General features: G+C 40.7%; 20 protein-coding genes and 1 tRNA gene. 1 reads left to right on the top strand and 20 read right to left on the bottom strand.

Going from position 1 to position 21,542, the window contains the following annotated elements; all coding sequences use genetic code 11:
* Positions 1-3 precede the first annotated feature (3 nt).
* The 11 genes from TY15_RS11235 to TY15_RS11285 all read right to left on the bottom strand — a co-directional run bounded on the left by TY15_RS11235 (position 4) and on the right by TY15_RS11285 (position 12,520).
* Complete coding sequence (locus TY15_RS11235) at positions 4-1,179, bottom strand: iron-containing alcohol dehydrogenase (protein WP_040204287.1); 1,176 nt, start codon at positions 1,177-1,179, stop codon at positions 4-6.
* Positions 1,180-1,346: 167 nt separating this feature from the next.
* Positions 1,347-3,173 (bottom strand): sigma-54-dependent Fis family transcriptional regulator, encoded by a 1,827-nt coding sequence (locus tag TY15_RS11240; RefSeq protein WP_081799389.1) that lies wholly within the window; start codon positions 3,171-3,173, stop codon positions 1,347-1,349.
* Positions 3,174-3,388: 215 nt separating this feature from the next.
* The gene (gene eno, locus TY15_RS11245; protein WP_040204125.1) at positions 3,389-4,687 is read right to left on the bottom strand and encodes a phosphopyruvate hydratase; all 1,299 of its coding nucleotides are present in this window, start codon (positions 4,685-4,687) and stop codon (positions 3,389-3,391) included.
* 145 nt (positions 4,688-4,832) lie between these two features.
* Positions 4,833-6,365 carry a 2,3-bisphosphoglycerate-independent phosphoglycerate mutase gene (gpmI, locus tag TY15_RS11250; RefSeq protein ID WP_040204126.1) on the bottom strand — a complete coding sequence of 511 codons (1,533 nt, stop codon included), beginning with the start codon at positions 6,363-6,365 and terminating at the stop codon, positions 4,833-4,835.
* Positions 6,358-7,119, bottom strand: a complete 762-nt coding sequence (tpiA, locus tag TY15_RS11255; protein WP_040204128.1) for a triose-phosphate isomerase — start codon at positions 7,117-7,119, stop codon at positions 6,358-6,360. Before tpiA ends, gpmI begins: the two co-directional genes overlap by 8 nt.
* Positions 7,120-7,165: 46 nt before the next feature.
* Positions 7,166-8,350, bottom strand: a complete 1,185-nt coding sequence (locus TY15_RS11260; protein ID WP_040204130.1) for a phosphoglycerate kinase — start codon at positions 8,348-8,350, stop codon at positions 7,166-7,168.
* A 135-nt stretch (positions 8,351-8,485) separates the two neighbouring features.
* Positions 8,486-9,493, bottom strand: a complete 1,008-nt coding sequence (gene gap, locus TY15_RS11265; RefSeq protein WP_040204131.1) for a type I glyceraldehyde-3-phosphate dehydrogenase — start codon at positions 9,491-9,493, stop codon at positions 8,486-8,488.
* Between the two features lie 48 nt (positions 9,494-9,541).
* On the bottom strand, positions 9,542-10,564 hold the full coding sequence (locus tag TY15_RS11270) for a sugar-binding transcriptional regulator (RefSeq protein WP_040204132.1): 1,023 nt from the start codon (positions 10,562-10,564) through the stop codon (positions 9,542-9,544).
* A 133-nt stretch (positions 10,565-10,697) separates the two neighbouring features.
* On the bottom strand, positions 10,698-10,961 hold the full coding sequence (locus tag TY15_RS11275) for a glutaredoxin family protein (protein WP_392391407.1): 264 nt from the start codon (positions 10,959-10,961) through the stop codon (positions 10,698-10,700).
* A gap of 31 nt (positions 10,962-10,992) precedes the next feature.
* On the bottom strand, positions 10,993-12,315 hold the full coding sequence (rpoN, locus tag TY15_RS11280; protein WP_040204134.1) for an RNA polymerase factor sigma-54: 1,323 nt from the start codon (positions 12,313-12,315) through the stop codon (positions 10,993-10,995).
* Positions 12,316-12,448: 133 nt separating this feature from the next.
* A tRNA-Arg gene (locus TY15_RS11285) sits at positions 12,449-12,520 on the bottom strand.
* Between the two features lie 205 nt (positions 12,521-12,725).
* Between TY15_RS11285 and clpP the strand changes: the two genes are divergently transcribed.
* Entirely contained in the window at positions 12,726-13,331 is a 606-nt protein-coding gene (gene clpP, locus TY15_RS11290) for an ATP-dependent Clp endopeptidase proteolytic subunit ClpP (RefSeq protein WP_040204136.1), read from the top strand.
* 233 nt (positions 13,332-13,564) lie between these two features.
* Here clpP and TY15_RS11295 read toward each other — a convergent pair whose 3' ends face one another.
* From TY15_RS11295 to TY15_RS11335, 9 genes are all read right to left on the bottom strand, one after another.
* Positions 13,565-13,822 carry an HPr family phosphocarrier protein gene (locus TY15_RS11295; RefSeq protein ID WP_040204137.1) on the bottom strand — a complete coding sequence of 86 codons (258 nt, stop codon included), beginning with the start codon at positions 13,820-13,822 and terminating at the stop codon, positions 13,565-13,567.
* Between the two features lie 50 nt (positions 13,823-13,872).
* Positions 13,873-14,832: a DNA-binding protein WhiA gene (whiA, locus tag TY15_RS11300; protein ID WP_040204138.1), complete on the bottom strand. Its 960-nt coding sequence runs from the start codon at positions 14,830-14,832 to the stop codon at positions 13,873-13,875.
* 252 nt (positions 14,833-15,084) lie between these two features.
* A complete protein-coding gene (locus tag TY15_RS11305; protein ID WP_040204139.1) occupies positions 15,085-16,071 on the bottom strand; it encodes a gluconeogenesis factor YvcK family protein in 987 nt (328 codons plus the stop codon).
* The gene (gene rapZ, locus TY15_RS11310) at positions 16,068-16,961 is read right to left on the bottom strand and encodes an RNase adapter RapZ (protein ID WP_040204140.1); all 894 of its coding nucleotides are present in this window, start codon (positions 16,959-16,961) and stop codon (positions 16,068-16,070) included. The genes TY15_RS11305 and rapZ overlap by 4 nt, the downstream gene beginning before the upstream one ends.
* A 109-nt stretch (positions 16,962-17,070) precedes the next feature.
* Complete coding sequence (locus tag TY15_RS11315; protein WP_040204142.1) at positions 17,071-17,529, bottom strand: NUDIX hydrolase; 459 nt, start codon at positions 17,527-17,529, stop codon at positions 17,071-17,073.
* 373 nt (positions 17,530-17,902) lie between these two features.
* Positions 17,903-18,853 (bottom strand): thioredoxin-disulfide reductase, encoded by a 951-nt coding sequence (trxB, locus tag TY15_RS11320; RefSeq protein WP_040204143.1) that lies wholly within the window; start codon positions 18,851-18,853, stop codon positions 17,903-17,905.
* Positions 18,854-18,985: 132 nt separating this feature from the next.
* Positions 18,986-20,476: a tetratricopeptide repeat protein gene (locus tag TY15_RS11325; protein ID WP_040204145.1), complete on the bottom strand. Its 1,491-nt coding sequence runs from the start codon at positions 20,474-20,476 to the stop codon at positions 18,986-18,988.
* Between the two features lie 118 nt (positions 20,477-20,594).
* Positions 20,595-21,212: a bifunctional phosphoribosyl-AMP cyclohydrolase/phosphoribosyl-ATP diphosphatase HisIE gene (gene hisIE / locus TY15_RS11330; protein WP_040204147.1), complete on the bottom strand. Its 618-nt coding sequence runs from the start codon at positions 21,210-21,212 to the stop codon at positions 20,595-20,597.
* On the bottom strand, positions 21,209-21,542 hold a 334-nt coding region (locus TY15_RS11335), incomplete at its 5' end, for a HisA/HisF-related TIM barrel protein (protein WP_042374448.1). The genes hisIE and TY15_RS11335, both read right to left, overlap by 4 nt.

Here is a 21,542-nt window from a genome sequence, read left to right on the forward strand (position 1 = left end):
CTATTATTTGCTTACTTTTTCAAGTACAGTAAAGTCATAGTCATAACAAATATGATACAAATCAATAATCTCTTCATGACTTGGAACGCGTGGATTATTTCCAGGACTTCCACTTGCCAACGCATCTGTTGCCATCTTGGAAACGACTTCATTGAATTTCTCCTCGTCCAATCCATATGTTTTCATATTAGGTATATGTAAATCACGACAGAGTTTCTTCACTTCATTCACTGTTACTTCAGCAAGTTCCTCATTTTTCAACGATTTCAAATCTGGCCGTAATACCCTGCCAATCACAGCTAAACGCTCAATTGCACTTTCTTTCGTATATTCAAGAACTGCTGGAAGCAGCATGGCATTGGACACACCGTGTGGGACATGGAATAAAGCGCCAATTGGCCGGGACATTCCATGCACAAGGGTAACCGAAGCATTTGTAAAAGCTAAACCCGCCTGCATGGAAGCGAAAGCCATCTTTTCCCTTGCATCTTGATCGTGTCCATTTATGTAGGCAGTACGGAGATTGTTCACAATTAACTCAATTGCTGATAGGGCAAGATTATCTGTCAGCGGCTGAGCAACACGTGAAATAAAGGCCTCCATTGCATGACATAGGGCATCTACTCCAGTCGCTGCTGTCACATGCGGCGGAGATGAATACGTTAATACTGGATCGACAATCGCCACCTGCGGAATAAACGCAGGATTTTTTATCATCATTTTAATATCGTCTTTTGTATTGGTTATGACCGTAACACTCGTGACTTCCGATCCGGTACCGGCAGTGGTTGGAATCGTAATAAGTGGAATCGGATTCTCTGTCACAGTTTTTTTCCCGCCCATATAATCCCCGATATAGCCGTCATTTGTTGCAAGCACTGCAACGGCCTTTGCTGCATCCAGACAGCTGCCTCCCCCAATCGTAACAATCACATCACATTGCTGATCTTGGAAAATGGTTAATGCTTCAGATACATGCTCATCTGTTGGCTCAGAATTTACTTCTAAATAGGGGACTGTTGTTAAACCAGCCTCTTCTAGATATTCCTGGCACCTTTTTACATTGCCAATTTGGCTCATGATTTTATCACTAATAATTAATGCCTTTTTCCCAAGAAGTGCCGCCTGTTCGCCGAGCTTCGTTAATGAATCATTCCCATAAAAAACAGTCTGTGGCATCCGAAATTCTGAAAACCCTTTCAATTTTATTCCCTCCTTTGATTACACTTTAATAAATGCAAGAAGTGTGCCAAATCAAAAAGTAGGAATATAACAAATATTTAAACTATTAAACCGTCCTTATCATCATACACTTATGTACGGCAAGTGTATGATTCTCCGAACACTTACTGACGAATTTCATACTTTTTTAGTTTTTCATATAATGTTGATCGCTGAATACCCAGTCTTCGTGCAGTAGCTGCTTTATTACCATTTGATTCAAGAAGGGCTCTCATGATTAATTCCTTTTCCCTCATATATACTGTATCTTTTATGTTGGTTAACAGATCCTTATCAGCATCAATTGCTGGAGAAGCTGTTCGATCTGCCCTATCGAATTCGTGGAATTTTTGTGGTAAATCGTGTACCTGAATAATATTTGAGTCTGATAAACTCACAAGCATTTCAACTGTATTGACAAGTTCCCTGACATTTCCTGGCCAACGATAATTCATAAGAACTGCCATAGTCTCACTTGATAAAGACTTTAGCCCCAATCCAAACCGTTCTGAAAAATGGGTAAGGTACTGCAAAAGCAATTCCGGAATATCTTCTCTACGTTCCCTAAGCGAGGGGATTTCAATTCGAATGATATTCAAGCGGTAGTAAAGATCCTCCCTAAATTTCCCCTCTATTACCATGGATTCCAGCTTTTGATTAGTTGCGGCTACAATTCTAACATCAACCTTATGTTTAGCTATTCCGCCCACCCGCTCTATCTCTCGTTCCTGCAAGGCGCGAAGTATTTTAGATTGCATAAATAAAGGCATATCCCCCACTTCATCAAGAAATAACGTCCCTTTGTGTGCAAGTTCAAACTTACCAGGTTTACCACCTTTTTTTGCACCGGTGAAAGCCCCTTCTTCATAGCCAAATAATTCTGCCTCTAGGAGATGCTCCGGTATCGCGGCACAGTTGACGCTAATGAAAGGTCCTTCTGCAAATGGACTTAATTCATGGATCGCTTTCGCAAACATTTCCTTTCCTGTCCCACTTTCACCTGTAATAAGGACAGTGGACGGGGTCTTAGCAACCTTATGAGCCATTCGTTTAACTGCTTGGATCTTCTCACTCTGGCCGATAATCCGAGCAAATCCATCAGGTAAATTGGGCGTGGTAACAGGAATGTCTTTTATGATATTTCCTGAAACCTGACGCGATAACTCCTGCATACGGCCGAGAATATCATAAAGCTCTGTAACCCCTTCAAAAATCAGCATTCCTATGGCCCCAACTACTTTCCCATCTTTCCAGATGGGAATTCGATGAACGACCATATCTTGTCCCTGAATACGTTGTATATAGCCTTTTTCAGCTACTCCTGTTTGAATAACAATATGAAGCCGGGTATTTTCGATAATCGTGCTCACATGCTTTCCAATTACTTCCTCACGTTTTTTTCCAATAAATCGGGCATAGGCATTATTAAACTCTTTGATGTATCCATTTGCATCAATGACCGCAATACCTTCGTAGGCACTTTCAAGAATGGTACTTAATGTCTCGGCAATATGTAGTGTTTCTTGTAGTTGGTCTATATGTTTTGCATAAGATTTTAAAATATCTGTACGTGTTAATACACCGACGAGTCTCCCCGTTTCATCCACTACGGGGAGACGACCCACAGGGAGTTCGTACGCTGTTGTAATAGTATCATCTTTTTCAATCGTGATCACTGATTGCGTCATCACTTCCGCAACAGGCCTATCAGGCGAGACTCCTTTCAAGAAGCAATTCATTAAGCGAGTTCTGGTAATTAAACCGACTACTCGTGTATCTTTATTAACCACTGGCAAACCGTCAATTCGGTAGGTTTGCAAAATCGAAATAGCTTCTTTAATTGTTTGAGTAGGAAAAACGGTATGTGGATTAGTTGACATCCATTTCCAAACTTGGTCAGAACCATCTAGATTCCTCATCCTTGTGTCCTTTTTCTCTTCATTTACTAGCATTATTACAGCCTCCCCAAAAAATGTAAGCATCAACTAACACTAGTGTACAACATTTCAATTCTTAATAGTGTCTATTTTCTGACATATGTCCATAAAGACCTACACATTAGCTATATTATTAAAAAACTCACCATACAAAAAGCCCCTCGGCCTGGTGATTAACACCATTAGCCGGGGGGCTCTTTTATTCCTTAACATTCCTTTTTACAAAAGAATTATTTTTTCAAGTTGTAGAAAGAATTTAGTCCGTTGTATTGAGAAGTTTCACCTAATTGGTCTTCGATACGAAGCAATTGGTTGTATTTCGCAACACGGTCAGTACGTGATGGCGCACCAGTCTTGATTTGACCAGCATTTGTAGCCACAGCGATGTCTGCGATTGTGTTGTCTTCTGTTTCACCAGAACGGTGAGAAATTACTGCTGTGTAACCAGCACGTTTCGCCATTTCGATAGCATCTAATGTTTCAGTAAGAGTACCGATTTGGTTAACTTTAATAAGGATAGAGTTGCTGATTGATTTTTCAATCCCTTCAGCAAGCTTCTTTGTGTTTGTTACGAACAAGTCATCACCAACTAATTGAACTTTTTTGCCAAGGCGCTCAGTTAATAGTTTGTGACCTTCCCAGTCGTTTTCATCTAGACCGTCTTCGATAGAGATGATTGGGTATTTAGCTGAAAGCTCTTCGTACCAGTCAACCATTTCTGCAGATGTCTTCACAACGCCTTCCCCAGCAAGATGGTATTTGCCATCTTCTCTGTTGTAGAACTCAGAAGATGCAGCGTCCATTGCTAAGAAAACTTCTTCGCCAGGCTTGTAGCCAGCTTTTTCAATCGCTTCAACGATTGTTTGAAGAGCTTCTTCGTTTGAACCTAGGTTTGGAGCAAATCCACCTTCATCACCAACAGCAGTGTTTAGGCCTTTGCCTTTTAAAACTGTTCTTAACGTATGGAAGATTTCTGCGCCCATACGAAGTGCTTCTTTAAAGCTTGGTGCACCTACAGGCATAATCATGAATTCTTGAATATCAACGTTGTTATCAGCGTGCTCGCCGCCGTTAACGATATTCATCATTGGCACTGGAAGTTGTTTTGCATTTACTCCGCCAAGGTATTGATATAAAGGTAAGCCAAGGTACTCAGCAGCTGCACGTGCAACAGCTAGAGAAACACCAAGAATGGCATTGGCACCTAATTTACCTTTGTTTTCAGTACCATCTAATTCGATTAGGGCATTATCTACTGCCACTTGATCAAGAACACTGAACTCTTCACTAACAAGGTGTGGAGCAATAATTGTATTTACATTTTCAACCGCTTTTTGAACGCCTTTTCCAAGGTAACGGCTTTTGTCGCCGTCACGAAGTTCAACTGCTTCGTATTCACCAGTTGACGCACCACTTGGTACTAAAGCACGGCCAAATGCACCTGATTCTGTTGTTACTTCTACTTCGATTGTTGGGTTACCGCGGGAATCTAATACTTCGCGAGCATATACATCTACAATAAATGGCATTTAATTTCTCTCCTTCAAAATAAAATTTATTCCGCATTAAGGGGCAGTAAGCCCTCTCTCAAGCGGTTTGTAAGTTTGGAGCTAGCTGCCCCATTGGCTTCACTAACCCTCAGTGGCAAAAACCACCACTGAGCGAAGTTTCACCTTATTTTATTAATGATGTTCCAGTCATTTCTGCTGGTTTTTCAACATTTAATAACGCTAAAATAGTTGGTGCTAAATCCCCGAGAATTCCACCATCTCGTAGTTCCACACCATGCTTGGTTACAATTACGGGCACAGGATTCGTGGTGTGAGCTGTCATTGGCTCGCCTCCGAGTGTTACCACTTCGTCGGCATTTCCATGGTCAGCCGTAATGATGGCTGCTCCGCCTTTTTCAAGGATTAAATCGACAATTTTACCTAGGCACTCATCCACTGTTTCAATCGCCTTAATGGTTGGCTCAAGCATTCCTGAATGGCCCACCATATCTGGGTTAGCGAAGTTTAACAAAATCGCATCAAACTTATCGTTCTTAATTTCATTAAGCAACGCATCCGTTACTTCATAAGCACTCATTTCCGGTTTAAGATCATACGTCGCCACCTTCGGTGAGTTAATTAAGATTCGCTCTTCACCAGGGAATTTCTCCTCACGACCACCACTCATAAAGAAGGTAACGTGCGGATATTTTTCCGTTTCAGCAATTCTAAGTTGTTTTAAATTATTTTGCGCTAATACTTCACCTAATGTGTTGTCAAGATTCGTTGGTTTAAAAGCAACGTAACCATCAACTGTTTCACTAAAATGTGTTAAGCACACAAAGAATAAATCCTTCGGATGCTTCGGTCCGCGGTCAAAGGCACGGAAGTCAGCATTCGTGAATGTATTAGAAATTTGGATGGCCCGGTCAGGACGGAAGTTATAGAAAATAACTGCATCATTATCTTGAATCGTGGCAACCGGTTGTCCATCTTCTTTCGTGATCACGGATGGAAGAACGAACTCGTCAAAGATTCCATGTGAGTAAGAATCCTCTACAACCTCTAAAGGATTGCTGTAAGAAGGACCTTCACCGTACACCATGGAACGATATGATTTTTCTACACGTTCCCAACGTTTGTCACGGTCCATTGAGTAGTATCGGCCAGAGACAGTTGCAAATTCGCCAATGCCATACTCCTTCATTTTATCCAGTGTTTGCTGAATATATGTTGCTGCTGTTTTCTGACCAACGTCACGGCCGTCGAGGAAGGCATGAATATAAACTTTTTCTACGCCTTCTTCTTTTGCAAGTTTAAGCAAGGCAAACATATGTTGAATATGGCTATGAACACCACCATCTGACAATAAGCCAAATAAATGAAGGGCTGTGCCATTTTTCTTTACATGCTCCATTGCACCTGTAAAGGTTTCATTTTTTTCAAATTCCCCTTCACGAATGGCAATGTTCACGCGTGTTAAGCTTTGGTAGACAATACGACCAGCACCAATGTTCAAGTGTCCTACTTCCGAGTTACCCATTTGTCCTTCTGGAAGGCCAACAGCTTCTCCAGATGCGGTTAAATGAGAGTGTGGAAACTCGTTCCAAAAACGGTCGAAGTTAGGCTTCTTTGATTGAGCCACAGCGTTACCTTTTTGCTCGCCTCTACATCCAAAACCATCAAGGATGATAAGGGCAACTGGAGCTTTACTCATACTTCCCTGCCTCCAGTAACTGCAAGAATGATTGTGCCTCTAGGCTTGCGCCACCTACAAGAGCACCATCAATATCAGATTGAGCCATGTATTCTTTAATGTTTTCTGGTTTTACGCTGCCACCATATTGAATTCTAACAGCATCAGCGACATCTTGAGAGAACTGCTCAGCCACTACTTGACGAATGTGTGCACAAACATCGTTCGCATCTTTAGAAGTCGAAGATTTACCAGTTCCAATTGCCCAAATAGGTTCATAAGCAATAACAGTTTGTTTTACTTGGTCGTCCGTTAAACCAGCTAAAGCTTTGGCTACTTGGTCGCCCACTAATTGATTCGTCTCACCATTTTCACGTTGCTCAAGTGTTTCACCACAGCAAACGATTGGAGTGAGATTGTATTTAAAAGCTGCAAGTGTCTTTTTGTTTACTGATTCATCTGTTTCATTGAACATTTCACGGCGTTCAGAGTGTCCAATGATCACATAATTTACAGCAAGATCCGCAAGTGCTTTCGGGCTAATTTCTCCCGTAAACGCACCGTTTTCTTCAAAGTGCATATTTTGAGCACCGATTTTTACGTCACTGCCTTCTGTCACTTCTACAAGGCTTTGTAAAAATAAAGCTGGTGCACAAATAACAGATTCCATGTTTTCAGAAGCAGGTACAAGTCCTTTCACTTCTTCAGCAAAGCTTTTTGCTTCAGCAAGTGTCTTGTTCATTTTCCAGTTCCCTGCAATGATTGGTTTACGCATATAGGCACATCCTTTCATGGGTGGTAATATTTTTCTTCAATCAAGCTTATTTATCGTTTAAAGCGACTACTCCTGGCAATTCTTTGCCTTCCATAAATTCAAGCGATGCGCCACCGCCTGTAGAAATATGGCTCATTTTATCGGCTAAATCAAACTTTTCAACTGCTGCTGCAGAATCCCCGCCGCCAATGACTGAATATGTACCTTCTGCTCCAGCAAGTGCTTCGGCAACGGCTTTTGTACCATTAGCAAACTTATCAATCTCAAACACACCCATTGGTCCGTTCCAAATAACAAGTTTTGATTTTTGAATAACATCACGGTAAATTTCTGCTGTTTTTGGACCGATATCAAGTGCTTCCCAATCGGCAGGGATTTCTTCAATCGCTACCACTTTAGAATTCGCATCTGCAGAGAAATCATCCGCTACTACAACATCAACCGGCATGTAGAAATTTACGCCTTTTTGTTTTGCCTTCTCGATAAAAGAGTTCGCAAGATCAAGTTTATCTGCTTCTAATAATGATTTACCCACTTCATGGCCTTGTGCTTTAACGAATGTATAAGCTAAACCACCGCCGATAATTAGGTTATCAACTAATTCAAGAAGGTTTTCAATAACACCGATCTTGTCCTTTACCTTTGCACCACCGATAATCGCTGTAAACGGACGCTCAGGATTGGAAAGGGCTTTACCAAGTACATCAAGTTCCTTTTCCATTAACAATCCAGAAACGGCTGGAAGGTAATGAGCAATTCCTTCTGTTGAAGCGTGGGCACGGTGTGCTGCTCCGAATGCATCATTCACATATACATCAGCAAGTTCAGCAAAAGATTTTGCTAGTTCAGCATCATTCTTTTCTTCACCTGGATAGAAGCGGACGTTTTCAAGAAGAAGGACATCGCCTTCAGACATTGCGTTGATCAAGGCTTTAACAGAGTCACCATACGCCTCATCTGCCTTTTTCACATCTTTTCCAAGAAGTTCAGAAAGTCTAACCCCTACAGGAGTTAAGCGCATTTCTTCGACTACTTTACCTTTTGGACGACCAAAATGACTTGCTAGAATGACTTTTGCTCCTTGCTCCACTAAATATTGAATAGTAGGCAATGCCGCACGAATTCGCGTTTCGTCAGTGATTTTTCCTTCTTGCATTGGAACGTTAAAATCTACTCGGCAAAATACGCGTTTTCCTTTTACATCAATGTCTTTAAGTGTTTTTTTGTTCATGTAAAAGACCTCCTCTAGTATTGGACGCTCTTCATTTCATAAAAAAGGAGAGGGGGAATCCTCCCCGCTCCCCTTTGGAATACCATGTATCATTATGGACTGATTAAGGTAAAAACCTTAACCAATAATTAAATATTAAAGTCCTTTTGAAGCGATGTAGTCACAAAGGTCAACTACGCGGTTAGAGTAACCAACTTCGTTATCATACCAAGAAAGAACTTTTACCATGCTTCCTTCAAGAACCATTGTTGATAATGCATCGATTGTTGAAGAAACAGTTGCTCCATTGTAGTCAGTAGAAACTAATGGAAGTTCGCTGTATGCTAAGATACCTTTTAATGGACCTTCAGCTGCAGTTTTTAATGCTGCGTTAATTTCTTCAGCGGTAACATCTCTTTCTAATTCTGCTACTAAGTCAACTACAGAAACGTTTGGAGTTGGAACGCGCATTGCCATACCATTTAATTTACCTTTAAGTTCTGGTAAAACAAGGGCAACCGCTTTTGCAGCACCAGTTGAAGTTGGGATCATGTTCTCAGCTGCTGCACGTGCACGACGGTAGTCTTTGTGTGGCAAGTCAAGAATTTGTTGGTCATTTGTGTATGAGTGAACAGTTGTCATCATACCGCGTTTGATTCCAAAAGTATCATTTAATACTTTCGCAAATGGAGCTAAGCAGTTTGTTGTACAAGAAGCGTTTGAAAGTACATGATGGTTATTCGCATCGTACTTGTCTTCGTTAACACCCATAACGATTGTGATATCTTCGTTAGATGCTGGAGCAGAGATGATAACTTTTTTAGCCCCTGCTTCAAGATGTTTCGCTGCATCTTCACGATTTGTGAAACGGCCAGTAGATTCAACAACTACGTCTACGCCAAGGTCTCCCCAGCCAAGTTGTGCAGGATCGCGTTCAGCGATAACCTTTACTTTATGGCCGCCTACTACTAAGTATTCGCCGTCTACAGTAACATCTTCAGAAAGAGTTCCGTGAACAGTATCATATTTTAAAAGGTGTGCAAGCATGTTTGCATCTGTTAAATCGTTGATTGCAACGATTTCCACATTACTATTGTTTAAAGCCGCACGGAATACGTTACGACCAATACGTCCAAATCCATTAATACCAACTTTTACTGTCATGATAATTTTCCTCCTTTAAATGGGTGAAGATTTATTTTATAAAAGGATTTACCCTTTCAATAACCTTTTTGCGACACCTTCATCAGTAATTAACATCGTCGATGGCGGTGCTTGTTTCAAGTATGCCTTAATTGCCTTTGCCTTTGATGCCCCACCTGCAACAGCAAGCACATTCGGGATATGAGCAAGGTCTTCAAGCTGTAGTCCAATCGTTAATACCTTATGGACAATTTCGCCTTCTTCATCAAAGTAATAACCAAAAGCCTCACCGACAGCCTTCCCATTTTCAAGCTTTTGCTTAATTTCCGGGTTGGTCTTTCGTCGTTCAGCCATTGTGATAGCATCTCCAATCCCATGGATAACCATGCTTGCAGATTGAATCAAATTTAAAACTTCATGAATATCAGGCTCTTTGATCAGGGATTCATAAATTTCCGAACTAACCTGATCAGGTACATATAAAACGCGATGTCTAGAATCGGTGTTTCGAGCCATATTTGAGCAAATGGTGTTTGCCTGATTTTGGACGTCCTCGCCAACTCCACCTCTTGCAGGAACAAAGAGGATTTCCCTCTGGGTAAGATCGGGTGATAGTCTCTCAGCAACTGCGGCCATTGTTGAACCGCCAGTTACAGCGATGATATTTTTCCCAACTAGCAGCTTTTTCATGCAAATAGCACTTGCTTTACCCAATTCGCTCTTGACCATAGGTGATTCATCACTATCGCCAGGTACGATGATAACCTTTTTGATGCCGAGCCGGTGTTTTAATTCCAACTCCATAACATCAATACCCTTTAACTCACGCATTAAACCTTCCAAATCTTCAAGTAAATTTTTCCCCTCAGAGGTCAAGCTCATTCCTACATTATTGACATAAATAAGATTTTGCTCTTTGAGGAATTCTACTTCACTCCGAAGAATTCTTTCAGTTAAATCAAGGCTGGTCGCTAAACTCCTTCTTCCTACCGGCTGCATAAAACCTATGTATCGTAGGATGGTATACCTCTTTTGTAAAACTTGAAGGAGATCGGGTAATAATCTTTTTTGGATATCGATAAATGACTGCATGAATAGCATGCTCCTTTATTATATGTAGTTGGTCGTAAAATGTCCACCATAGACATATTATGTCCCACCTACTCGAAAAAAAATCACCCCTATTACGTTTTTAATTGTAACAGGAGTAAATATTGATTTCAACTTATTTGCCAAGCTTTTTTTTTTGTAAACGGTTACTAATCTCAAATTTGTCAACAAAGCCAAAACTAACCTCTTTACGATCCATATAGACTACTGGAATCATCAACCCAAATCGTTCTGTTAATTCATCACTTGTTTCAATATCAATTTCTTCAAATGTAAAATTCCATTCCTCTTGGAGCTCCAAAAGTATAGCCTTTGCTTTATCACAGAGCGGGCAACGTGTTCGAGTATATAAAGTGATTGATGTTGTTTCCGGCATCATTCTGTTCCTTTCTTTCACCATTTTGAACTGTTTAATTGAATCGTTTTCGCTTAGAAGAGGAGGGAATTCCAAGTTGGTCACGGTATTTAGCGATCGTTCGCCGTGAGACTTTGATCCCTTTCAGGATTTTCAATTGTTCCACAATTTCTTGGTCAGAAAGCGGTTTTTCCTTATTCTCTTCTTTTATTAATGCACTAATTTCATTTTTGACTTGTGCAGACGAGGTCGTTTCATCGTCTGTAGTTGTCTGAATCGTACTTGTGAAAAAACTTTTCAAAGCCAAGGTGCCCATGGGTGTTTGAATATATTTTTCCCTAACAGCCCTACTAACGGTTGATTCATGTATATCTAACTCCTTAGCTACTTCCTTCATCGTCATCGGGATTAGATATTGTACTCCTTTTTGAAAAAAGGCAGGCTGCTTTTCAACAATTTTAGCAACCACCCTTGTTAGAGTCTCTCTTCGTTGTTCCATACTTTTTAAGATCCAATGATAGTCTTGGACTTTATCTTGCAAAAAGCGATTGACCTGTTGGTCCTGATTATTAAATTGTTTAAAATACTGGTTATTAAAGCTAATTCTTGGCAGTGAGTCATCGACCATTCGAACAGTAAGCCCTTCTGCCGTTTGCTCCACCATTGCATCAGGAGTAATATAGGTCGTTGTTTCCTTATGTAAACCGCCCCCTGGCTTTGGACTAAGTAATTGGACCTCGTCAAAGACATCCTGGACCTGTTTCAATGTGACACCAAGTTCTTTCGTAATGACTTTCCATTTCTTTTCAGCAAACGGGATGAAATAATCAGTGATGATCGTTTGCGCTAATTCATTCATTGGATATTTATAATAAAATTGTATTAATAGGCATTCTTGAAGGTCTCTTGCGCCAATTCCCGCAGGTTCCAACGTTTGTATAACAGCAAGACAATCCTCCACTACATCCATTCCTACCTGTAGATTGTTAGCGATTTCACTGATTTCACCCATAAAATAACCGTTTTCATCTAGGTTTTGGATAAGACAACGGATGACCCTTTCTTGCTCAGCCGATAAGTTCGTTGTGTTTAACTGTGTGAGGATGTGCTCCTCAAGCGAGAAGGGTTTGTCAGCGATTTGATCAATCCAGTTCTTTTCCGCTTTCTGATGCATTCGCCGATTGCGGTCAATTAGGGGGTTCATCGGCTTAACCGTACCATTTTCAATCTTTAGTAATGGATTTTCTAAGGCCTTATCTTCTAAAAAGGCGGTTAGCTCCTGGACGGAGTACTGTAATAATGCAATGGCCTGCGATAACTCCTGGGTCATCGCTAATTTTAATGTTTGCTGTTGCCATAACCCTGCTTTCAAATCCATTCTAATCCCCCCTTTATCTATTTTACACGAAGGAGTCGGATTCGTTAATGAAAAATTCATTTCTAAAAGGGAGGTTAGTAGATTTAAAGCAACAAAAAATCCCTTGCTCATTATGAACAAGGGATTAAAGTGACGCGCTCGGAGGGAATCGAACCCCCATTTTAAGAACCGGAATCTTACGTGCTATCCGTTGCACCACGAGCGCACTATATAAGCGACTTTTATATTATATGATAAATTCCTTACCTTTGCAAGCAAAGAATAGGTTTTAAATAAGATGAGAATGGTTATGCTGTATGAAGGAAAGTTGTCGAATATTTTAAGATCGAATTGTTTGACCTTTATTGACCATCAGTGTATGATAACAGTACATATTATTATTACCTTTTCCACTCAAAGGAGGAAAAAAAATGAATTTGATTCCTACAGTAATTGAACAAACAAATCGCGGAGAGCGCGCCTATGACATTTACTCCCGTCTGTTAAAGGATCGGATTATTATGCTTGGCAGCGCCATTGATGACAATGTTGCCAACAGCATCGTAGCTCAATTATTATTCCTTGAAGCTGAAAACCCTGAAAAAGATATCACACTATATATCAATAGTCCGGGTGGAAGTATCACAGCTGGAATGGCAATTTATGATACTATGCAATATATTAAAGCAGATGTTTCCACCGTTTGTATCGGGATGGCTGCCTCTATGGGAGCTTTCTTACTTGCAGCGGGTCAAAAGGGAAAACGTTATGCACTTCCTAATGCAGAAGTGATGATTCACCAACCACTTGGCGGTGCTCAAGGTCAAGCAACGGAAATCGAAATTGCTGCTAAACGTATCCTTTTCCTTCGTGAAAAGTTAAATGGCATTTTAGCAGAGCGGACTGGACAATCTCTTGAAGTCATTAGCAGAGATACGGACCGTGATAACTTTATGACAGCTGAAAAGGCGAAGGAATATGGCCTTATTGACAGCATCATCACACGTAAACCTAATGAAACAGCTGAAAAGAAATAAAATGAAGCAATCGGCCTTGATGCCGGTTGCTTTTTTATTTGATTAGGTATTTTTGGGGATTGGCTCATTTTTTGTTAGTATTGGATGATTTTCACTCTCTATTGGCTCATTTTTTGCCAATATTGGTTTTTTCCATTTTGTTGTAAAAAAAACATGCTCAAATCCTCCACCCTCCCCCTTTTTTTTACAAAAAAAAGGATTCAACCTCACCCCTGAGGCCAAACCCTTTTCGTTTAATTTTCTTTTTGAATAAATTCAGATAACACGTCAATGGCTTTTACTTCATCATCCCCATCGGCGATAATGTTAATGACCACACCAGAGCCAACAGCGAGACTCATTAGACCCATAATACTTTTCGCATTCACTTTTTTTCCGTCTTTTTCCAGAAAAATATCTGCAGAAAAACGGTTAGCTTCTTGAACAAATAGAGCTGCTGGTCGGGCTTGAAGACCTGTTTTTAATTTTACTTCTATTTCTTTTACCAACATTATATAATTCCTCCTCTAGTTATTTTCTATATGCTTGTTAATTCACTAGTTCACAAACTATGATTCCTTGGAGCCGCCTCACCAACACGCAACTTGTCAGCAATCTCATCGATTTTTCTTAGGCGGTGATTAATGCCCGATTTACTGATGGTACCACCAGAAACCATTTCACCGAGTTCCTTTAAAGTAACGTCAGGAAATTGGACCCGGAGTTCAGCAATCTCCCTGAGTTTATCAGGTAAAATTTGCAGACCCACGGTTGAATCGATAAAGCGGATGTTTTCCACCTGTCTAATAGAAGCACCGATCGTTTTATTCAGATTGGCGGTTTCACAATTAACAAGACGGTTTACGGAGTTACGCATATCCCTGACAATCCGAACATCCTCAAAGCGAAGCAAAGCATTATGGGCTCCTACGATATTGAGAAACTCGGTAATTTTCTCTGCTTCTTTTAAATACGTAATAAAGCCCTTTTTCCGTTCAAGCGTTTTACTATTTAGTCCAAATGTATTCATCAATTCGCATAAAGAATCATTGTGTTCTTTATAAAGCGAAGAAATTTCCAAATGATAGGAAGAGGTTTCTGGGTTATTAACAGAACCTCCAGCTAGAAATGCACCGCGTAGATAAGAACGCTTACAACATTTCCTCTTCACAAGTTCTGGAGCAATATCATGAATAATGGTAAATCCTTCACCAAGAATTTTAGTATCTTCAAGGATTTCTTTTGCCTGCTCAGCTAAACGAACAATGTATACATTATTCTTCTTGAGGCGCATTTTTTTTCGAACCAAGAGCTCCACTTGGACTTGGTAGCTCCTTTTTAACAATGTGTAAATTCTTCTGGCAATCGCAGCATTTTCGGTTTGAATATCAACAACTAACTTACGATTTGAAAAGGAAAGGGAACCATTCATGCGAATCAGAGCTGACAGTTCAGATTGATTGCAACAAGTTTTCACTTCCAAATTAGTTAATTCCTTTTTCGTCTCCGAAGCGAAAGACATCCCCTCACCCCCTATAAGAAAAGCGCAAGGCACCCGTCTATCGGCGACAAGCACAAGACAAGCCGGCCGAAAGGTTGTTCTTTAACCTTCTCGACGGATTGGCTTGTGACCTCGAGCCGATGGCGCCTGGAGCTGGACAATTCTCAAAGTCAAAATGTATACTTTCTTTCACCAAAAATGCTCTACACCGTACTACCAAGACTAAATTAACAATAATACCTTTTGTACAATGTTTAAATAGCCTATTAGTATCTACGCTTCATAACGCTTTTTGGTTTCAGAAATCAACAAATTATATAAAATTTTTGCCACCTTTTTCGGATCATGGCGTAACGCCCCATTTTCCTGGTAGGCAATATCAGCATGAACTACTTCAAGTCCTAGCTCAAACAGCTGTGGTAAATCGTATTGAACCGGATCTGCTAGCTCTTCATTATAGCGGAGCTGAATATCTGGCGGAATCTCCTCGTTATTCACGAGAACCGTGTTGATAAAGGCACAACTCATATGATCATAGATTGCCTTCACATGATCACTTGCCGTAAACCCATGCGTCTCTCCAGCTTGGGTCATCAAGTTACAGATGTATACCTTTTTAGCATGCGAGCGGCAAACCTCATCTCCTAAGCGCGGCACAAGCAAGTTTGGTAAAATACTGGTATATAAGCTCCCAGGTCCAATAATGATTAAATCAGCTTGGCGAATCGCTTGAATCGACTCCGGTAAGGGCCGAATACTCTTTTTGGAAGTTAAAAAAACTCGTTTAATTTTTTTCCCGGAATACGGGATTTTCGACTCTCCTGAAACAATCGCTCCATCTTCCATTTCTGCATGTAAGACCACACTTTGGTTAGCAGCAGGCAGTACTTTGCCGCGCACGTTCAAAATCTTGCTCATTTCTTGAATGGCATGAACAAAATTCCCGGTAATAGAAGTCATCGCCGCCAAAATTAAATTTCCAAGCGAATGTCCAGAAAGTTCATTTGATGTTTTAAAACGATGCTGAAACATTTCCTCCACAAGCGGTTCAACATCCGAAAGTGATGCTAACACATTACGAATATCGCCTGGAGGAGGAATATGCAGATCATCACGCAAGCGTCCAGAGCTGCCGCCGTCATCTGCGACAGTTACAATAGCGGTAATATCAACAGGATACTGCTTTAAGCCTCGCAATAAAACCGGTAACCCTGTTCCTCCACCAATGACGACAATACGTGGCTGTCCTAACTCTCTCATGTTGTTTTATCCTTTCTCCTCTCAATGTCACGATGAGAAACAACAGTCTTATAATCCTCTTTGAAAAATTGACCGATGTATTCAGCTAAGGCAACGGAGCGGTGTTGTCCGCCTGTACAGCCAATCGCAATGACTAATTGCGCTTTCCCTTCCCTTTTATAATGGGGAAGCATAAAGCCTAGTAAGTCCGTCACCTTTTCCAAAAACTTTTGTGTTTCATTCCATTTTAATACATAGCTAGAAACCTCTTCATCTAAGCCTGTTTTTGGTCTCATGTGATCGATATAATGAGGATTTGGTAAGAAACGTACATCAAAAACAAGATCCGCATCGATAGGAATCCCGTACTTAAAGCCAAACGACATGACATTGACCGTAAAGATGATTTGTTTATTCGCCGTAAATTCCGTTAATATTTTCTCACGTAGTTCACGCGGTTTCTTCTGAGAAGTATTGTAAATTAATTGTGCCCGACCCTTTAATTCCTCAAGTAGCTCGCGCTCGAGCGTAATTCCTTCCAGAGGAAGACCTGTTGGAGCAAGCGGATGTGTTCTTCTTGTCTCTTTATATCGCCTTACTAGTGTGGCATCATCCGCATCTAAAAATAATATTTGAGGCGTGATCCATGAGGTTTCCGCAAGTTCATCTAATGCTTTAAAAAGATGCTCAAAAAACTCCCTGCCTCTCAGATCCATAACTAGAGCCACTTTATTCATTTTATTCCCTGATTCCTTCATTAGTTCAAGGAATTTTGGAAGCAGTGTAGGAGGCAAATTATCGACACAGAAAAATCCTAAATCTTCAAAGCTTTGAATAGCGACAGTTTTTCCAGCCCCAGACATTCCAGTTATGATGACCATTTGGGTTTCACTTGTCGAACCAGTACTCATATTTATTCCCCCTAATGTAAGCAGAATCGATATCCACTCTACCTTCGTATCCATTAACATCTTGTCTATATTTTCGCCCAAAGGAGCTCGGCAAATTAACGAGACTTCCTTAACTTGGATCTAAACGATAACTGATTAATTGAAAATCACTTGTATACGTAAATGTGCCGTAAATAATCCCTTTGCCATGGACCATATAATCAATGATATGTAAATCACCTGCGGCCATTGGTAAACCCTTTATCTGGTCAATTGGTTTCCATTCCAGCTTACCTTCATCAGACTCCTCTAAATCGATACCATCTGAATCCGTTGCTACAAATGTAAACATCATCCACTCGGAGAGAAGCTCATCACTTTCCTTCATAATCATCGTGAAAATTCCTTTTAATTGGGGGTTTTTTAAATAGATACCAGTTTCTTCACGAAATTCCCGGATGCAAGAGTCTCGAACCGACTCACCGGGCTCCATTTTTCCACCTGGAGCAACCCACCAACCGCGACGTGGTTTCTGTAGCAACAAGATTTGATTATTCCTTATTAATACACAATTTGTAACCCGCTGCATGATTATTCACCCTCTTAATAAAGCGCAAGCGCCTTGACCAGGGCTCGAGCTAAAATGCTAAATATCCTACGATAACAAATAATTTATTCTTTTCATTATACTATTTTTGGGATACAGTCACAATGAATACAAAATTGATATTTATGTTAATAATTTCTTCTCATGTCTGGAACGTGCAATAGAATCCACCTTCCTTTGGGGCAAAAAAAGAGCACAAGCTGCTGGGCTTGTGCAGAAAGGTATATATTTTTAAAGGGGGTCAATTAACTATTATGATACCTTATCTATATTTCACTACTGTTACAAGAGAATTAAAACAGAGTTACTTTTTTGTAAATATTTTCATCTAATTGGTTACATCCCATTAACCGGATTATTTCTTTAATTTCATTTCTTCTTTAAGCTCTTCCACATAATGCTGCACACTTTGGGCGGCAATACTACCGTCTCCCGTCGCCGTTACAATTTGACGCAGTGTTTTTTCACGAATATCTCCAGCTGCAAAAAGACCAGGTACCTTCGTTTCCATGCGGTCATTTGTCTCAATATAGCCATTTTCATTTGTGATTCCAAGACCTTCAAATGGCTTTGACAATGGCACCATTCCAATATAAATGAAGACTCCATCCGCAGGGAGGACTTGTTCTTCCCCATTTTCAGTGGAGACAAGGGTCACACTGCCCACTTTTCCATCCTTATCATTAATGGCCTTAATGGTATGGTTCCAAATGAAGTCCACTTTTTCATTCGCAAAAGCCCGATCTTGAAGAATTTTTTGGGCACGAAGCTGATCACGTCTGTGAACAATTGTTACCTTAGATGCAAAGCGAGTTAAATAGACACCCTCTTCTACCGCTGAATCGCCGCCACCAATGACGAACAACTCTTTTCCTTTAAAAAATGCGCCATCACATACAGCACAATAAGAAACGCCACGGCCGCCTAACTCTTTTTCACCAGGAACACCTATCTTCTTATATTCAGCACCTGTTGTAATGATGACAGAGTAGGCTTTATATTGTTTTGACCCCGCGGTGACAATTTTGTAGTCACCCTGATCCTCAATTCCTTTAATATCGCCATACGCATACTCGGCCCCGAATTTCTTGGCATGCTCAAACATCTTTGTCGATAAATCAGGTCCTAAAATACTTTCAAAGCCAGGATAGTTCTCCACATCCTCGGTATTGGCCATTTGTCCGCCTGGCATACCGCGCTCAATCATAAGAGTAGAAAGGTTGGCGCGTGATGTATAAACAGCGGCAGTCATCCCTGCTGGGCCAGCCCCAGCAATAATAACGTCATAAATCGTTTCTTCTGACATCGTTTTTCACTCCTTTTATCCATCTATAAAAAAATACGATTAAGTATTATCATTCCCTACTTAATCGTAATAAACAATCGTATAATAGTCCAAATATCTGCTCAAATTTAGCACTGTCGACGGTTTCTATCCCTAATTTAAATACGTATTCACGATCTTCACATATTTGGCAATCGTTGCCGTTGATAATCCGTAGCGGTTGGCAACCTCTTGCTGGGATACTTTTTCCGTGCGTAACTTGTGCCACATGTACTCGACGGCTCCAGCCCAGGCCCGTTTATTTTTCAAGCTCACTTCAGCTTTAGACATCTCAATAAACAAGGAGAACCACATTAAATATAACCCAGCTTCAACCATACCAATCGGATGGTGATTTTCATAAAAAAGCTCCGCAATCTCCTGTGCATCCTCCGTAAAGGATGGTTTTCCTGATCTGATGAAGGAAATATACTCCTTTTCAAGTGGAGTAAATTTCTGATTCTGAAACAGCTTCTTGGAAGACAGGATTTCCTCCTTTTTACTTGAAACAGATGTCAGGAAAAGACCAAATAATCGTTCTTCCATATAGCCACTGTCGAGCTTTAGAAAAATAGACCCCTTGTTATCCTCAAATCCATTTTCCGGAGTCTTTTCGTCATTCCACGGCTCTGAGCCTTCTTTTTCTGGAGTGATTTCCAGCACCTTTTTCCAAATGCTTTTTGCAAAGTTTTCATAGCCAATATAAAAGGCGGAATGGGCAAGCCAATAATAAAAGGGGCCATCCCCATCAAAGCCATGTTTATACAGCTTTTTCAACCATACATAGGCATGCTCATACTCGCCAACTAAAGCAAATGTTGCACCAAGCTTAAATTGATGCTCACTGAGTAGAGGCTGAATTTTTTTCAAGGTTTGAAGCATATCGGTGACATCACTTGACTGCCCTTGATAATGAGCAAAGACAAGTCTGTTACACAAGGCATGCAAATTCCCCGGATTTCGCTCGAGAACCTCGTCTAAAATTGTTTCCGCCTTCTCCACTTTCCCTAAATAAAAGTAGGCCAAGGCTAAGTTATTATAAGCCGACCAATATTCTGGATATTCCTTGACAACATCTTTTAACAGCTCAATTGCCTTAGGAAAATATCCAGATTCTAAAAGCTCTCGTGCTTGCTCTTGTTTAATGATGAGATCATCCTGTTCGTACAGCTCATCTTCGAATTCGTCTGATTCCAAGGTCAGCAGTTCCAATAAATCCTCTGTGTCTTCTGCAAAGTCACCTTCTGGATCTATATCTAAATATAGTTTGGCATGATGGTAAGCATCTTTAAAAAATCCCAAGTGGGCGTAATTATTTGCTAACAGGTAATGGCACTCTGCCATTTCTGGATCAAGCTCTTCAAGGATATGATGCAAAAGTCGGTTGGAATTTTCAAATTCGCCAAGTTCTGTTGACACAATCGCCAACTGGCATGTAATCATCGGTTCACCCGGCTCAAGCTGAATCGCCCGCCCAAGATATTTTTTTGCTTTTATAAAATCACGTCGATGGTATGCCTTTAAACCCTTCGTGAAATAATATTCCCCCGTCGGAACAAATGTCAATAGTTTTCCCTTTTGAATTCTTGCCTTCGCTTCTTTCACCTGAAGTCCTCCACATTTTTCAACATAACTTATGTATTATACCATATTTGGAGGTAATTAGAGAAGGGTTAGAAGTTGACTCCCAAATGCTCGCCAAACAAATAAAAAACCAGTCGATTTACGACCGGTCTTTGTGTCTTTCCTCTAATGTCCGTAATACCTCTTTTAAAGGGAGTTCCTGCTCGACCAATAATACTTGTAAGTGATAAAGCAGATCCGCTGCTTCCCATTTCAATTCTTCATGGTCTCTGTTCTTCGCAGCAATGATGACTTCGGCGGCTTCTTCGCCGATCTTCTTCAAGATCTTATCGACGCCTTTTTCAAAAAGATAAGTCGTATAGGCTCCTTCAGGCCGTTCCTGTTCCCGTTTTTTAATGACCTTTTCAAGTGTTTGGAGGATTTGGTAGTCGGCCAAGTTTGATTTACCTTCGATAATTCGTTCTGAAAAACAGCTTACGGCTCCTGTGTGACAAGCCGGTCCTTTCGGGTACACGAGCACAAGTACCGCGTCTTGATCGCAATCATAATTAATGCTGACAACCGTCTGGGTATTACCGCTAGTCTCTCCCTTATGCCATAATTCCTGTCGAGAGCGGCTATAGAACCAGGTTTCTCCCGTTTCAATCGTTTTTGCTAACGAGTCCTCATTCATATATGCGAGTGTTAACACTTCTTTTGTTCCTGCATCCTGAATAATTGCAGGGACGAGTCCTTTTTCATCAAATCGTACGTTCATCGTATGCTCACTCCTTTTCCCTGTAAATACCCCTTCACTTCATCTACTGACGTTTCTTTGTAATGAAAAATAGAAGCGGCTAAGGCTGCATCTGCTTTTCCAGTCATAAATGCCTCTGCAAAATGCTCGGCATTACCAGCACCGCCAGAAGCAATCACGGGTATTGTCACGGCCTCACTAACAGCCTTTGTCAGCTGAAGATCAAAGCCATTTTTTTCGCCATCACTGTCCATACTCGTTAGTAAAATCTCACCGGCACCAAGCTCTGCTGCCTCTTTCACCCAATCCAGCACCTTTTTCTCCGTTGCTGTCCGGCCGCCATGGGTGTAG

Origin of the sequence: Neobacillus jeddahensis, from assembly GCF_000612625.1 — a bacterium.
Classification (GTDB): domain Bacteria; phylum Bacillota; class Bacilli; order Bacillales; family Cytobacillaceae; genus Neobacillus; species Neobacillus jeddahensis.

Coding starts and splice junctions, on each gene's coding strand:
- TY15_RS11270 (WP_040204132.1), bottom strand. CDS start 10,564: ATGCAGTCATTTATCGATATCCAAAAAAGATTATTACCCGATCTCCTT.
- TY15_RS11305 (WP_040204139.1), bottom strand. CDS start 16,071: ATGAGAGAGTTAGGACAGCCACGTATTGTCGTCATTGGTGGAGGAACA.
- tpiA (WP_040204128.1), bottom strand. CDS start 7,119: ATGCGTAAACCAATCATTGCAGGGAACTGGAAAATGAACAAGACACTT.
- rpoN (WP_040204134.1), bottom strand. CDS start 12,315: ATGGATTTGAAAGCAGGGTTATGGCAACAGCAAACATTAAAATTAGCG.
- trxB (WP_040204143.1), bottom strand. CDS start 18,853: ATGTCAGAAGAAACGATTTATGACGTTATTATTGCTGGGGCTGGCCCA.
- TY15_RS11260 (WP_040204130.1), bottom strand. CDS start 8,350: ATGAACAAAAAAACACTTAAAGACATTGATGTAAAAGGAAAACGCGTA.
- TY15_RS11235 (WP_040204287.1), bottom strand. CDS start 1,179: ATGCCACAGACTGTTTTTTATGGGAATGATTCATTAACGAAGCTCGGC.
- whiA (WP_040204138.1), bottom strand. CDS start 14,832: ATGTCTTTCGCTTCGGAGACGAAAAAGGAATTAACTAATTTGGAAGTG.
- clpP (WP_040204136.1), top strand. CDS start 12,726: ATGAATTTGATTCCTACAGTAATTGAACAAACAAATCGCGGAGAGCGC.
- TY15_RS11275 (WP_392391407.1), bottom strand. CDS start 10,961: ATGATGCCGGAAACAACATCAATCACTTTATATACTCGAACACGTTGC.
- gap (WP_040204131.1), bottom strand. CDS start 9,493: ATGACAGTAAAAGTTGGTATTAATGGATTTGGACGTATTGGTCGTAAC.
- eno (WP_040204125.1), bottom strand. CDS start 4,687: ATGCCATTTATTGTAGATGTATATGCTCGCGAAGTATTAGATTCCCGC.
- TY15_RS11240 (WP_081799389.1), bottom strand. CDS start 3,173: ATGCTAGTAAATGAAGAGAAAAAGGACACAAGGATGAGGAATCTAGAT.
- TY15_RS11295 (WP_040204137.1), bottom strand. CDS start 13,822: ATGTTGGTAAAAGAAATAGAAGTAAAATTAAAAACAGGTCTTCAAGCC.
- rapZ (WP_040204140.1), bottom strand. CDS start 16,961: ATGAGTACTGGTTCGACAAGTGAAACCCAAATGGTCATCATAACTGGA.
- gpmI (WP_040204126.1), bottom strand. CDS start 6,365: ATGAGTAAAGCTCCAGTTGCCCTTATCATCCTTGATGGTTTTGGATGT.
- TY15_RS11315 (WP_040204142.1), bottom strand. CDS start 17,529: ATGCAGCGGGTTACAAATTGTGTATTAATAAGGAATAATCAAATCTTG.
- hisIE (WP_040204147.1), bottom strand. CDS start 21,212: ATGAACGTACGATTTGATGAAAAAGGACTCGTCCCTGCAATTATTCAG.